This window comes from Limnobacter sp., assembly GCF_964228395.1.
Classification (GTDB): domain Bacteria; phylum Pseudomonadota; class Gammaproteobacteria; order Burkholderiales; family Burkholderiaceae_B; genus Limnobacter.
Genome location: NZ_CAXQZX010000070.1, coordinates 1 through 13,524, shown reverse-complemented (window position 1 = coordinate 13,524; position 13,524 = coordinate 1). Strand labels below are relative to the sequence as shown.

General features: G+C 55.1%; 12 protein-coding genes. 4 read left to right on the top strand and 8 right to left on the bottom strand.

Going from position 1 to position 13,524, the window contains the following annotated elements; genetic code table 11:
• Positions 1 to 571: 571 nt before the first annotated feature.
• From ACEQU8_RS05560 to ACEQU8_RS05530, 7 genes are all read right to left on the bottom strand, one after another.
• On the bottom strand, positions 572 to 1,957 hold the full coding sequence (locus ACEQU8_RS05560) for a replicative DNA helicase (protein ID WP_370262117.1): 1,386 nt from the start codon (positions 1,955 to 1,957) through the stop codon (positions 572 to 574).
• A 218-nt stretch (positions 1,958 to 2,175) separates the two neighbouring features.
• Positions 2,176 to 2,628 carry a 50S ribosomal protein L9 gene (rplI, locus tag ACEQU8_RS05555; RefSeq protein WP_370262115.1) on the bottom strand — a complete coding sequence of 151 codons (453 nt, stop codon included), beginning with the start codon at positions 2,626 to 2,628 and terminating at the stop codon, positions 2,176 to 2,178.
• Between the two features lie 18 nt (positions 2,629 to 2,646).
• Positions 2,647 to 2,916, bottom strand: a complete 270-nt coding sequence (gene rpsR, locus ACEQU8_RS05550; RefSeq protein ID WP_008249877.1) for a 30S ribosomal protein S18 — start codon at positions 2,914 to 2,916, stop codon at positions 2,647 to 2,649.
• Positions 2,917 to 2,942: 26 nt separating this feature from the next.
• Positions 2,943 to 3,308, bottom strand: coding sequence for a primosomal replication protein N (gene priB / locus ACEQU8_RS05545; protein WP_370262113.1), 366 nt, complete (start codon positions 3,306 to 3,308; stop codon positions 2,943 to 2,945).
• Positions 3,309 to 3,331: 23 nt separating this feature from the next.
• Positions 3,332 to 3,739 carry a 30S ribosomal protein S6 gene (gene rpsF / locus ACEQU8_RS05540; protein ID WP_370262111.1) on the bottom strand — a complete coding sequence of 136 codons (408 nt, stop codon included), beginning with the start codon at positions 3,737 to 3,739 and terminating at the stop codon, positions 3,332 to 3,334.
• A 129-nt stretch (positions 3,740 to 3,868) separates the two neighbouring features.
• On the bottom strand, positions 3,869 to 5,503 hold the full coding sequence (locus tag ACEQU8_RS05535; RefSeq protein ID WP_370262119.1) for an AMP-binding protein: 1,635 nt from the start codon (positions 5,501 to 5,503) through the stop codon (positions 3,869 to 3,871).
• Between the two features lie 194 nt (positions 5,504 to 5,697).
• Entirely contained in the window at positions 5,698 to 6,420 is a 723-nt protein-coding gene (locus tag ACEQU8_RS05530; RefSeq protein WP_370262109.1) for a hypothetical protein, read from the bottom strand.
• Between the two features lie 121 nt (positions 6,421 to 6,541).
• Between ACEQU8_RS05530 and ACEQU8_RS05525 the strand changes: the two genes are divergently transcribed.
• Genes ACEQU8_RS05525 through ACEQU8_RS05510 form a run of 4 tightly spaced genes read left to right on the top strand, consistent with a single transcriptional unit; the run spans position 6,542 to position 11,248 of the window.
• The gene (locus tag ACEQU8_RS05525) at positions 6,542 to 7,996 is read left to right on the top strand and encodes a coniferyl aldehyde dehydrogenase (protein WP_370262107.1); all 1,455 of its coding nucleotides are present in this window, start codon (positions 6,542 to 6,544) and stop codon (positions 7,994 to 7,996) included.
• A 13-nt stretch (positions 7,997 to 8,009) separates the two neighbouring features.
• Entirely contained in the window at positions 8,010 to 8,525 is a 516-nt protein-coding gene (locus ACEQU8_RS05520) for a hypothetical protein (RefSeq protein ID WP_370262105.1), read from the top strand.
• Positions 8,526 to 8,574: 49 nt separating this feature from the next.
• A complete protein-coding gene (locus ACEQU8_RS05515) occupies positions 8,575 to 10,218 on the top strand; it encodes a GMC family oxidoreductase N-terminal domain-containing protein (RefSeq protein ID WP_370262104.1) in 1,644 nt (547 codons plus the stop codon).
• 19 nt (positions 10,219 to 10,237) lie between these two features.
• Positions 10,238 to 11,248, top strand: a complete 1,011-nt coding sequence (locus ACEQU8_RS05510) for an esterase/lipase family protein (protein WP_370262102.1) — start codon at positions 10,238 to 10,240, stop codon at positions 11,246 to 11,248.
• Positions 11,249 to 11,253: 5 nt separating this feature from the next.
• On the opposite strand, the gene ACEQU8_RS05505 is transcribed toward ACEQU8_RS05510, so the two are convergent.
• Entirely contained in the window at positions 11,254 to 13,239 is a 1,986-nt protein-coding gene (locus tag ACEQU8_RS05505; RefSeq protein WP_370262101.1) for an SDR family oxidoreductase, read from the bottom strand.
• Positions 13,240 to 13,524: the final 285 nt, after the last annotated feature.

The following is a 13,524-nucleotide window of genomic DNA, read 5'->3' as shown; positions in this document are numbered from 1 at the left end:
TCCCTCCCTGAGCCTCGCCTGAACTGAGGCCCGCCCTCCAAAACAGAGGTCGGGTCGGGCCTCTGCCCCCGTGGGGGGGCACCGTTCATTCTTGGCACGGTCGGGCAGATTGTCCTGAAGGTCGCTGCAGGGCATTGGCTCCTGCTGGCTTCTGGGCAAGCGAAGGCGGCTCAGGTGGCATGCAAGCATGGCTTTGCGGCTGCGTGTGCGTGGACTTCGGCTACGCGAATCACCAGCGTTTCCAAGCGCAGCGCCGGGGCTGGGGTGGCACAGGCCGCGCAGGCCGATTCAGGGCAGCCCGCCCGGTTTGGCCCACACCGAGGGGCCGAGGTGTGTTTCCCGCCCAAGCCCCCGCTTGGCGGGAAACCGAATCGGATGCAATGGCGACATATTCGCCTTGCATGCCCCCTCGGAAGGGACAAGAAGGGATACACGGGCTGATCCCAGGCCCAGTGGCCTGTGCCAACCCGGCACCAAAACGCTAAGCACAGCACCCCAAAGGGCCAACCTCTGCCCTAGCGACCTGAGCCAACCCGACTCCAACACGCTGCGCAAAGTAAGGGACGATGCCCTACTCTCCCTCCGGCTGAGGCCCAGCGTAGTTCTCAAACTTGGTGTACTGCCCCAGGAAGGTCACTCGAACGGTGCCAATGGGACCATTACGCTGCTTGCCAATAATAATCTCGGCTGTGCCTTTGTCTGGCGAATCCGGGTTGTACACTTCATCGCGGTAAATGAACAAAATTACGTCGGCATCTTGTTCAATGGCACCCGATTCCCGCAAATCGCTCATCACAGGCCGTTTGTTGGGGCGTTGCTCCAGCGAGCGGTTCAACTGCGAGAGCGCAATCACGGGGCAGTTCAATTCTTTGGCCAAGCCTTTGAGCGAGCGGGATATCTCTGAAATTTCTGTTGCACGGTTTTCACCGGGGGAGGAAGACCCCATCAGTTGCAAATAGTCGATGATCACCAGGCCCAGTTGACCACACTGGCGAGCCAAGCGTCGGCATCGGGCCCGCACTTCCATGGAAGATAAGGCTGGGGTTTCATCAATAAACAACTGTGCGTTTTGCATTTTTTCTACGGCATAGGTGAGCCGAGGCCAATCATCGTCGTTTAGGCGACCAGTTCTAAGCCGATGCTGATCCAGCCGCCCCACGGAACCCAGCAAACGCATGGCCAACTGCTGCGCCCCCATTTCCATGGAGAACACGGCCACCGCATGACCTTCCTCAACGGCCACGTGCTCACCAATGTTCAGGCTGAACGCCGTTTTACCCATCGACGGCCGCCCAGCCACAATGATGAGGTCGCCGGGCTGAAGGCCAGAGGTTTTGCCATCCAGGTCGATGAAGCCCGTAGAAATGCCAGTGATGTCGCTGGACGAATCGCGGTGATAAAGCTCGTCAATTCGCTCAACCACCTTGCCTAGCACCGGCTGCAACTCTTGGAAGCCACCCGCTCCGCGAGCACCGTCTTCTGCAATTTTAAAAATTTTGCTTTCGGCTTCGTCCAAAATGGTTTTGGTGTCTTTGCCTTGCGGGTTAAGCGCTGTGGTGGCGATGTCGTCGCTGATGGTAATCAAGCGGCGCAATACGGCGCGGTCTCGCACAATTTCTGCATAGCGGCGGATGTTCGCAGCCGAAGGCGTGTTGGTGGCCAAGGTGTTCAGGTAGGCCAAGCCACCCACGTCTTCGGCCTTTCCAGAGGACTGAAGCGCCTCGTACACCGTGATGACGTCGGCCGGCTTGGAGCCATCAATCAACTTGGCAATGTGTTCAAAAATTACTCGATGATCGTAGCGGTAAAAATCGTCAGCCTTGATCACATCGCCAATTCGGTCCCATGCCTGGTTGTCCAGCAACAGACCCCCCACCACCGATTGCTCTGCCTCCAAAGAATGCGGGGGCACGCGCAGGCTGGTGATTTCTTGTTCTGGAAAGTTGGGTTCATTCATGGCATCAAAGGCGAGTCAGGAGCAAAAATTGAGACGCTGTAAACCGCCAGCGCTTTCTCGAAGGCCTTAGAGTTTAACTGATGGAGGGGGAATTCGCTGGCGAAGAATGCGCTTAGAGATTTCAATCCCGACAGGCTTTAACCCAAAAAAAAGCCATCCCGAAGGATGGCTTTTTTGGAGCGCGCAATGACGTCTGCCGGGATACCCGCGGTTTTGGCTTACGCGGCCTCGCCAGCCACAACCACCTTGACGTCAACAACCACGTCGGGGTGCAGCGCAACCGTTACGGTGTGCTCACCAGCGATCTTTAGGGGACCGTTTGGCATGCGAACTTGAGACTTTTCAACAGCCAGGCCCATTTTGGCAAGCTCAGCAGCCACGTTGTGGTTGGTTACCGATCCAAACAGACGACCATCCACAGCGGCTTTTTCGCTCAACTGAACCACGGCCTCGGCCAACTTGGCACCCAGCGCCTGAGCCGCCACCAATTTATCTGCGGCAGCTTTTTCCAGTTCGGCGCGGCGCGCAGCAAATTCAGCGATCGCTGCTTCGGTGGCACGCTTGGCCTTGCCGTAGGGAATCAGGAAGTTGCGAGCGTAGCCGTCTTTTACACGAACCACATCGCCCAATTGGCCCAGGTTGGGCATCTTTTCAAGAAGAATAACTTGCATGGTGATCTCCCGTACTGCTTAGTGGTTGTCGGTGTAAGGCAGCAAGGCCAGGAAACGGGCACGCTTGATGGCGGTGTCCAGTTGGCGCTGGTAGTTTGCTTTGGTGCCAGTAATGCGGGCAGGCATGATTTTGCCGTTCTCGCTGATGAAATCCTTGAGCGTGTCGATGTCTTTGTAATCGATTTGCTCTACCTTGCCCACGGTGAAGCGGCAAAACTTTTTGCGCTTGAACAGTGGGTTTTGCTGGGGACGACGTCCCTTGCGATCATTTTTACGACCAAAAGCCATAATGTTCTCCAACTATTAGAAGGTCTTCAACATGGGCGCATTGCGCAAACATGGAAGCGAAGACCTTTGGATTTGTGCGAACGAAGAGCAATAAACCCAGACCATTCAACCATTTGCCCCAAGTTGATTTGATCAACCTGTTGAGCAGCTACACCCAGGGCCACGGCAGACACCGTGCATTTGACCTGTCTTGCCTTGCTTGCTTCAAGCTGGGTACTTTCGTGCTCCAGCTCAAATTCGCAAACCGGCAAGCCGGCGGGGGTGTAACGCAACACCGATTTGGCTGTTAAGGCTGCAACCAGAACAAACTGATTGCTGACCCGCTCCGCCGGCAACACATCGGCTGCTCGGTGTGGGTTATTGGTGTTGTTGTGCTCTTCCTCCAAATTCATGAATCTGCCAACGATGAACGCAATTACTCAGCGTCGTCTTCGTCGTCAGAATCGTTGCGATCGTCGCCAGAAGACGCGGTGGCTGCGGCAGCCTTGCGCTCTTGCTCGCGCTGCACTTCTTTCATCATGGGAGAAGGAGCGGTTTCAGCTTTCTTCATCTTGACAGTGAGGTGGCGCAATACGGCGTCGTTGAATTTGAACGCAGTTTCGAGTTCTTCCAGAACTTCCTGGCTGCACTCAATGTTCAACAGAACATAGTGGGCCTTGGCAAGCTTCTGGATTGGGTAGGCCAACTGGCGGCGACCCCAATCTTCGTGGCGGTGCACTTTACCGCCGTTGGATTCGATGATTCCACGATACTTCTCAACCATGGCAGGCACTTGCTCGCTTTGGTCGGGATGCACGAGGAAAGCAATTTCATAGTGACGCATTGATAACTCCTATGGATTTTCCACAATTGGAAAAGCCACCACACCCCCGTGGTGCAGTGGCAGGTAACTCGAAATTATAGGGGGAATTACAGCCCGCAGCAATACAGCGGGCTGTTTATTTGAAGGTTTTCAGGCGTTTTGTTGTTGCAAACGCTTTTTTTCCATGTCACGCAACTCGCGGCGCAACACTTTGCCCACAGGGCTTTTTGGCAGCTCCGTGACAAATTCGACGTGACGAGGGATTTTGTAGGCGGTCATGTGCTTGCGGCAGTGCTCCACAATGGCCTCAGCCGTCAGGTCGGGATCTTTTTTAACCACAAACAACTTCACCGCCTCACCGGTTTTGGCATCCGGCACACCCACGGCCGCGGCTTCAAACACGCCATTGAGCAGCGTGGCCACAGCTTCGATTTCTTTGGGGTACACGTTAAAGCCCGACACCAAGATCATGTCTTTCTTGCGATCGGTGATGTAGAAATAACCGTTTTGGTCCATGTAGGCAATGTCGCCCGTCTTGAGCCAGCCATCCTGCGTGAGGATTTCTGCCGTTTCGCGTGGCTTGTTCCAGTACCCACGCATCACCTGCGGCCCTTTGACGCACAGCTCGCCTTCCTGGCCCACGGGCAGCTCATTGAAGTCGTCATCGCGAATAGACACCTTGGTCGACGGCACCGGCAAACCGATCGAACCGTTGTATTCCTCATGCAAAGGATTAATGCACACAGCAGGTGAGGCTTCGGTCAAGCCATACGCCTCGGACAGGCGAGTCCCAGTGACCTTTTTCCAGCGCTCGGCCACCGAGGGCTCAATGGCGGCACCCCCACCCAACACTAGCTTGACGTGTGAAAAGTCCACCTGGTCAAAACCCGGCGTGTTCAGCAGCCCGTTGAACAGGGTGTTCACCCCCGTCAGCGCGGTGAACGGCACCGCAGACAAGGTTTTTACAAAGGTTTTCATGTTGCGTGGGTCGGTGATCAGCAAACAATGCCCCCCCACCTTGATGAACACCAGAATATTCGCCGTAAGGCAGAAGATGTGGTACATCGGCAAGGCGGTGATGGCAATTTCTTTGCCCTCCTCCACGTCTTGATTGAGCCACGCGGAGGCCTGCTGGAGGTTGGCCACAATATTGCCGTGGGTCAACATGGCGCCTTTGGCCACGCCAGTGGTTCCGCCGGTGTATTGCAAAAAAGCCAAGTCATCGTGGGTGATGTTGATTTTTTTCAGTTCGCAATGGCGCCCCAGGGCAAGCGCTTTTTTAAACGGCATGGCACCAGGCAAATTAAATGCTGGCACCAGCTTTTTCACATACCGCACCACAAAATTGAGCAATACACGCTTGAAAAAGCCGTGCATTTCGCCCATGGACGCCAAAAGAATATGCTCCACTGGCGTGTTTTTGAGGACCTTTTCCAGGGTGTGGGCCACATTTTCAAACACCACGATGACCTTGGCACCCGAGTCGCGCAACTGATATTCCAGCTCAGTGGGGGTATACAGCGGGTTCACATTCACCACCACGAAGCCAGCGCGAATGGCGCCCATCATGGCCACTGGGTATTGCAATAGGTTGGGCATCATGAACGCGACGCGGTCGCCTTTTTTCATGCCGGGCAAGCTTTGCAAATAGGCACCAAAATCACGGGTGAGCGCATCCAGTTTTTGGTAACTGATGGCTGTACCCATGTTACTGAAAGCGGTTTTGTCCGCAAACTTTCGGCTGGCTTCCTCAAATATTTCGCGCACCGACGGGTATTGATCCATGTCGATGTCGGCGGGAACACCCGGCGGATAATTCTGAACCCAGGCTAGGTCTGTCACTCATGTCTCCTTGGTACGACGGCAACTTTGGCCGTTAATGCTGCTTTACAGGTTCGAGCTCGGTCGAACAATTCACGAGCAATATGCGCGAATGTGAGCGATTGATCAAAGAGCTAGGATTCTAATGCACTGCGCATTCATTGTGAGGCGTTGGCATTGAATCGCTTTAAGTGACCTTCCCGAATTTGCTCCAACAAACCAAACTCCCTTTCTTGAATGGTTTGGAAAAACAGGGTGGGTTTGTCCAGTTGGGTGAAGGCATTCATGCCATGGCTCAAAAAGTCGTGGAAATCCTCTAAATTGGCCTTTTGCGCTGCACCACGGGTCATTTTGAGCAAGGGCTTCAAAAACGGAAAACGCAGCAGGCCCCGAATGGCATTGCCCACCTCGCTGACAAGCTCGATTTGACGGGCCCGCAAGGCATACTGGCCCTGCGCACGATACGCGGCGATGTAAATCTCTTCTTTATAATTTGCATCGGATGTCCAGTTCAAGCCATTGATATAATTGCAAATATCATCATCCAGTGTTTCAGCCAACAAATCCATTAAGATGACCTTTCGCACCACCTCAATGGCCGCCTCGGGCAACAACTTTTCGAGTTTGGGCAAAACCCGCTCCACCTGGTGGTCGCGGCGGCTCAGATCGCCCGTGCAATACAAGTGATCCAAGAAGAAACGACTGGCGGCATGCGTCCCCTTCGATTCAAGTAAATCCAGATATGTTTGTTCCAACCTCTTGTTTTGAAATAATTTCACTTCTTTTTTTATCAGTAGAAATTCGGGGCTTCGACCAGCGCCACTTCGAAGCGCCCCGATTTTGGCCTGCATTTCAGAGGCCGTTAAGTTCAAATCAAGCATGGCAGTTCTCTCTTGGGAGGATTGTCAATTTTGCGGCATTGCACCACAAATCAGACATAGAAAATAGTCAAATTTTATGTTTACATTCGTTAATGGTAAAACCCCCGGAGAACAAACCAATATGAATGCGCCATCCACCGCACAAGGTCAGGAGTTGACAGCCGCAGAACTCAAAGCCACCCTGGAGTCGTTAAAGCAGGCCTACCGCATCAACCCTTACCCAAGCTGGAAGCAGCGCAAAACCTGGTTGCAGCAGCTCAGCGACATGGTTTACGACAACAAGCACCGCTTTGCCGAGGCCATTTCCGAAGATTTTGGTTACCGCTCACCCAACGATACGTTGTTGGCCGAGGTGTTCCCCAGTCTCGAAGGCATTCGGCACGCCTTGTCGCACGGCAAAAGCTGGATGAAGCCTCGCAACCAGGGAGCCAGCATTTGGTTTAAGCCTGCGTCCACCTGCTTGATGCCCCAGCCCGTGGGCGTGGTTGGTGTGATTGTGCCCTGGAATTACCCCCTGTTTTTGTCGGTGGGTCCCATGATTGCCGCCCTGGCGGCCGGCAACCGCGTGTTCATCAAAATGAGCGAATACACGCCCCGTTTTAGTGCTTTACTGGACGAATTGCTCACCAAATACTTGGGTCGCGACGTGGTGCAATTGATCAATGGCGGGCCCGAAGTGGCTGCAGAGTTCTCTCGCCTTCCCTTTGACCATCTTCTGTTTACCGGCTCAACCAACGTGGGTCGCATGGTCATGAAGGCCGCCAGCGAGAACCTGGTGCCAGTGACCCTGGAGCTGGGTGGCAAAAGCCCATCGATCATCACCGAGCCCACTGTGGCCAATTCCAGCCGCTTCCGCAATGCAGTGGCTCGTACCTTGTCGGGTAAGTCCATCAACGCGGGGCAAACCTGTATTGCACCCGACTATGTAATGGTGCCAGAGGGCAGCGAAGACGCTTTTGTTCAACATGCCAAAGCGGTGATCGACAAGCGCTTCCCCCAAGGTGTGTTGTCCAAGGATTTTTCCGGCATCGTATCGGACCGCCATGCGCAACGCCTGCAACGCTTGCTCGACGAAGCTCTAGAACAGGGCGCGCGCGTGGTGACCCTGATGAAGACAGCAGACAGCCCGGGGCGCAAAGTGCCTTTGACCCTGGTGTTTAATGCCAAAGAAGACTGCAAACTGATGCAGGAAGAAATTTTTGGCCCGATTCTGCCGGTGATCACCTACAAGCGCCTGGACGAAGCGATCGACTACGTCAACGAACGCCCACGCCCCTTGGCGCTCTACCTGTTTGATGACAACAGCAAAACCCAGCAAATGGTGCTTGAGCAAACCATTGCCGGTGGCGTTTGCTTAAACGACACCTTGTTCCACATCACCCAGGAAAACCTGCCTTTCGGCGGTGTGGGTGACTCTGGCATGGGGCATTACCACGGCAAGTTTGGCTTTGACACCATGTCCAAACTCAAACCCATCTTTAAACAGAGCCGCTTCCATGTGATGGAAATGTTGTCCCCGCCCTATGACAACGGCACATTCGCGTTCATGACCAAGCTGTTGACCCGCAAGGTGTGATTGAATCACAACCATGAACCGACGACATTTTTTGAAGTTTGGCATTGCAGGTGCCCTGCTCGCCGGCGGGGCCGGCTGGCTGGGCAAGCACTTTGCAAAGGTCCAGATTGTACCCGGGCAGCCGGTGGTGCAGCCCCAGCATTACCCCATGCTGCGCGCCGTGGCGGCTGGTTTGCTGGAAGGCGCTTTGCCACAAGGCGGTGTAAGCGGAGCTTTGGACCGTGCGGTTCAGTCGTTCATTGTATCCAGTCAAACCCTGGCTGCTGCCGCGCAATCCGAGTTGGGCCAGCTTTTGAACATTCTGGAGAACCCGGTGGGCCGACGGCTCATTGCAGACTTGGGCAGCGACTGGGAGCAGGCCACACCGGCCCAGGTTCAACGTTTTTTGGCCGATTTCCGAGACCACCCCATACCCGCACTGCAGCCTGGTTACCATGCGCTGCACGATTTGATGATGGCCAGTTGGTATAGCCAGCCCTCGGAATGGGAAGCCATGGCCTACCCTGGGCCACCCTTCAAGCTGGCCTAATCATTGATCTAATTCACGCCCGCCCCATGGATTGCCCCCACATTCGCACATGACTGACACGATTATTCACCCCGCCAAAACACTGGTGCCCGACCCTTTCATGGAGGGCATCGCCGCAGGCTGGAACGCCTACGAGGCCCACAGCCGGGAGATGCCCAAGAGCATGCAAGCTGATGTGGTCATCATCGGAACGGGTGCCGGTGGGGGGATCACCGCTGAAATGTGTGCCAAAGCGGGTTTGAAAGTGCTCTTGATAGAAGAAGGCCCACTAAAAACCTCCAAAGATTTCAAAATGTTGGAATCGGTGGCCTACCCCACGCTGTACCAAGAGGGCGCGGCACGCAAAACAGCAGACAAAGCCATCAATATTTTGCAGGGCCGGGCCGTGGGGGGGTCCACCACAGTCAATTGGACTTCCAGCTTTAGAACGCCCGCAGACACCCTGAGTTACTGGCAAAACGAGTTTGGCCTGAGCGATATGACTGAGGAGGCCATGGCCCCTTGGTTTGAACAAGCCGAACGCCGCCTGAACATTGAAGATTGGGTGGTGCCCCCCAACGAAAACAACGACATTTTGCGCCGTGGCGCAGTGGCCCTGGGCTTGTCTTGGGGGGCCATACGTCGCAATGTCAGAGAATGCTGGAACTTGGGGTACTGCGGCATGGGCTGCCCAACCAACGCCAAGCAAAGCATGTTGGTCTCCACCATACCAACCGCCCTGGCGGCTGGCGCTGAGCTGGTGGCTGGCCTAAGAGCGCATTCGTTTGTTTTTAAACAGGGGCGCATCATTAACCTGCGCGCCCAAGTGATGAACCCAGACGGCATTTTGCCTTCGGGAAAGCAAGTCAATATTGTTGCCAAACACTATGTGTTGGCTGGCGGCTCCATCAACACCCCGGCGGTGTTGCTGCGCTCCAATGCCCCTGATCCACACGGCTTGCTGGGCGAGCGTACATTTTTGCACCCGGTTGTGATTTCAGCCGCCACCATGGAGCAGGAGGTGCGCGCTGATGCAGGCGCCCCCCAGACCATCTACAGCGACCACTATCTGCACACCGATCCCATCGATGGACCCATCGGTTTCAAGCTGGAAGCACCTCCACTACACCCCGTTATTTTTTCATCCACCCTGCCCGGCTTCGCGCAGCGACATGCCGAGGTAATGCGCAATTTTTCAAAAACCCACATGCAATTGGCCTTGCTGCGCGATGGCTTCCGGCCCGATAGCGCCGGGGGCCAGGTGCGCCTGCAAAGTGACGACACCCCGGTGCTGGACTACAAACTGACCCCAGCCATTTGGGATGCAGCGCGACGCGCCCTGGTGGCCATGGCAGAGCTGCAACACGCCGCTGGCGCAAAAACCACCTTGCCGATTCATGAGTTTGCCCAGCCGGCGAGCAACATTGACGAAGCCCTCAAGCAAATCAATTCGCTTGAAATGAAGCCGTTGATCATGAAGGTGGTGTCCGCCCACGTGATGGGGGGCGCTCGTATGGCAGGTGACGAACGCCGAGGTGTGGTGGGGCCCGACGGTCGCCATTGGCAAATCGAAAACCTGTCGGTTCACGATGGGTCGCTCTTTCCGACCAGCATTGGCGCCAATCCCCAGTTGTCCATTTATGGCTTGGTGAACAAACTAAGCCATGGTTTGGTCAGCCAACTGACGGGCCAAACCCCAGCGTCACTGGCCTAGACCCCGCGCCACCACTGCCATGATCCGCTACCTGAATCGACTGTACTGGCTGGGCTACCTGGCCTTTGCAGGGCTCATTTACTGGGTGCTGCGGCAATGGATGGGCCTTCACATCAGCGACGCCTTGGTGAGCAGTTTAAGCCTGCTGGTCGGCCTGCTTTTTATCGCTCATTTGGGGTTTCATATTTCTGGATTTGCACTGTCTTTCAGCGTGAGGCAAATCCCGCAGGTGCGTGACAGGGCCTTGCCGTTCCACCACAGCGATGCTGACGTGTTTCAACGCTTGGGGATGTGGCGCTGGGTCAAAGCGGTGGCGGTAGAAAGCCTGCATTCAGTGAAACTGGTGACACTTCTGCAACCCTGGGCACCCAACCCGGATGGCGTGCGCTTGGCCGGCAAAAACTGGCGCAAAAAGAAGCCCTTGCCCGTGCTGTTGGTGCACGGTTATTTGTGCAACGCTGCGGTGTGGCACAGCACGCGCAATTTGCTTGACCGTGCCGACGTCAGCACCCACGCCATCACCCTTGAGCCGGCAATTGGTTCAATTCGCAGCTATTCAGAGGCCATTCACGAGGCCATCGATGAGTTGCTGGTGGCCACCGGCGCTCCCCAGGTAAAAATTGTGGCGCACAGCATGGGCGGGGTGGCTGTTCGCTACCACGCCACAGAGTATGGGCACCACCGCATCGCTGGCATGATCACCATTGGAAGCCCGCACTTTGGCACAGCATTGTCCACCCTAGGAGTGGGTAAGAATGTAAAGCAAATGGCTTGGGGAAGTTTTTTCTTGCGCACACTGCGGGAGCACCCCACAGATCGGGAATTTCAGAAAAAAATATGGTCGCTGTGGAGCCCACAAGACAACATCGTGTGCCCGCCATGGTCCAGTAAGCTTGAGTTTGGAAAAAACACTGCCGTGCCCGGTTGTGGGCACGTCAGTTTAATTTCGGACTCCACCACGGAAGACCTGATTCTCAACTGGCTTGCAGAAGATGCTCAGGCCTACCCGCTGGCAGAAAACAGGGCTTAAACCCCTTAGAAGTGGATACCCTGCATGAGCGTGGTAAACGCCACCTGCTCGGCCGAGGGTCCAGAACCTTTCTTGCCTTTGGCTGCCGACTCGGAGTCTGGGAACATGCGGAACGAGGTGTTCATCAGGATTTGAGCTGGGCGCGGCACCACGGCATGCAACACCTGACCCAAAATACCCAAGCGCGTTGCAATGCGTACCGGGCGATGAATCACAGCCTGCGCCACCATATCGGCAGCCTGCTCGGGGTTCAAGGTGGGCACGTTGTTGTACAGCTTGGTGGGCGCGATCATGGGGGTGCGCACCAAAGGCATGTTGATCGTGGTGAAATGGATGTTCAAGTCTGCAAACTCGGACGCAGCGCAACGGGTCCACGCATCCAACGCGCCCTTGGAAGCCACATAGGCCGAGAAGCGCGGTGCGTTGGTCAGCACACCAATCGATGAAATATTGATCACATGCCCCTTGCGGCGCTCCATCATTTTGGGCAACAAACCATAGGTCACCCGCAACGCGCCAAAGTAGTTCAGCTGCATGGTGCGCTCCAGATCATGGAAGCGGTCAAAGCTGTTTTCAATACCACGTCGAATGGAACGGCCCGCGTTGTTGACCAAAATGTCCACATGGCCGAAATCTTTCAGCAACTCTGCCACAAAGCGGTCACAGTCCTGCATGTTCGCAATGTCGACCGAATAGGTGTGGAGTTCATTGCCCTCAGAGCGAACCAGCGCTTTGGCTTCTAGCAGCTTTTCTTCATCGCGACCGCAAATAATGGTAATGGCACCAGCGGCTGCCATTTTTTGGGCAGTGGCCAAACCAATGCCCGACGAACCACCGGTAATCAACACCACCTTGCCGGCCACCTGGCCACTCAAACTGCGGTCTACAAACAGCGCGGGGTCGAGGTGACGCTCCCAGTAATCCCAAATCACCCAAGCGTAGTCTTCCAAGTTGGGGCAAGCAATGCCGCTGCCCTCAAGCACGGCCTGAGTGCTTCGGCAATCGTAGCGGGTCGGCCAGTTGATATAGCCAAACACCTCTTCTGGCAAATCCAGGTCTTTCAAAATGGCGTTGCGGATGCGGCGTACTGGGGTCAGGCTCATCAGGCCTTTTTTCACAGCACCCGGGATAAACCCAAACATGGCGGCGTTGATACGCATCTCCATTTTGGGGGCGTGGGCTGCGCGCGCAAAAATATTGAGCACGTCGCCAATGCGGTGTGGCTTGGGGTCCACCAAATGGAAAGCTTGCCCATCCAGGCCGTCTTTGTGGGCAATGTAGTCCATGGCGTTGACCACAAAATCCACCGGCACAATGTTGATGCGGCCGCCTTCTACACCCACGGTGGGCACCCAGGAGGGCAGCAGCCTGCGCATTTTTTGAATCAGCTTGAACAGGTAGTAAGGCCCGTCGATTTTGTCCATCTCGCCGGTCTTGGAGTCACCCACCACAAAGCCTGGGCGATACACACGCCAGGCACCTTTCACTTTGGCCCGCACAATGCCCTCGGAATCGTGCTTGGTGCGGAAGTATGGGTGGTCAAGGTTTTCTGCTTCTTCAAACATGTCCTCGCGGAACACGCCCTCGTACAGGCCGGCGGCGGCGATGGATGACACATGCTGGAAACAACCCGCTCCGATGGCATTGGCCAGGTCTACTGCATTTTCAGTGCCTTTGATGTTGGTTTCGATTTGGCTTTCAGCGTCAGCGGCCAGGTCGTAAATGGCCGCCAAATGGAAAAAGTGCGCAACCTGCTTTTGCAGCATTTTTACATCGGCTGCAGCCAAACCCAAGTTTGGTTTGGTCAGATCGCCGACCACTGGCACACACTGCCCTTTTTTGGCGCCCCAATACTTCAGGAGGTCGGGCACTTTGTCTTGGCTGGACTCACGAATTAAAAAATAAATGGTGCCTTTGCGCTTTTGTTCAATGAGGCGTTTAACCAGTCTTTTTCCAATAAAACCGGTCGCCCCGGTCACAAAATAATTCATGGATGTCTTCTCCGCAGTACAGTTTTGTTGTTGCCTGTTGCTTTTTGCAATGGCTACTATAACCGCAGCTTGCAAATTCTCAAACAGCGAAAGTGCTGTATTCATGCGGGTCGGCAAGCTACTTACGGGAAAACACGCATGGGCTTTAGTGTGCCTTCTCTAGTGTGGCATCGATAAACTACTACAATAAACAAAAAAGGCTCAGCCCCCCACGGGCTATTCGCCATCACAAGGAGAGACAACATGGCCGGTAAGAAAAAACCCATCAAAGGCGCAGTAGACAGC

Bases quoted from the DNA above. Each gene is read 5' to 3' on its own strand.
- ACEQU8_RS05530 (WP_370262109.1), bottom strand. From the start codon at position 6,420: ATGCTTGATTTGAACTTAACGGCCTCTGAAATGCAGGCCAAAATCGGG.
- priB (WP_370262113.1), bottom strand. From the start codon at position 3,308: ATGAATTTGGAGGAAGAGCACAACAACACCAATAACCCACACCGAGCA.
- ACEQU8_RS05510 (WP_370262102.1), top strand. From the start codon at position 10,238: ATGATCCGCTACCTGAATCGACTGTACTGGCTGGGCTACCTGGCCTTT.
- ACEQU8_RS05560 (WP_370262117.1), bottom strand. From the start codon at position 1,957: ATGAATGAACCCAACTTTCCAGAACAAGAAATCACCAGCCTGCGCGTG.
- ACEQU8_RS05515 (WP_370262104.1), top strand. From the start codon at position 8,575: ATGACTGACACGATTATTCACCCCGCCAAAACACTGGTGCCCGACCCT.
- rpsF (WP_370262111.1), bottom strand. From the start codon at position 3,739: ATGCGTCACTATGAAATTGCTTTCCTCGTGCATCCCGACCAAAGCGAG.
- ACEQU8_RS05525 (WP_370262107.1), top strand. From the start codon at position 6,542: ATGAATGCGCCATCCACCGCACAAGGTCAGGAGTTGACAGCCGCAGAA.
- ACEQU8_RS05535 (WP_370262119.1), bottom strand. From the start codon at position 5,503: ATGGATCAATACCCGTCGGTGCGCGAAATATTTGAGGAAGCCAGCCGA.
- rplI (WP_370262115.1), bottom strand. From the start codon at position 2,628: ATGCAAGTTATTCTTCTTGAAAAGATGCCCAACCTGGGCCAATTGGGC.
- ACEQU8_RS05520 (WP_370262105.1), top strand. From the start codon at position 8,010: ATGAACCGACGACATTTTTTGAAGTTTGGCATTGCAGGTGCCCTGCTC.
- ACEQU8_RS05505 (WP_370262101.1), bottom strand. From the start codon at position 13,239: ATGAATTATTTTGTGACCGGGGCGACCGGTTTTATTGGAAAAAGACTG.
- rpsR (WP_008249877.1), bottom strand. From the start codon at position 2,916: ATGGCTTTTGGTCGTAAAAATGATCGCAAGGGACGTCGTCCCCAGCAA.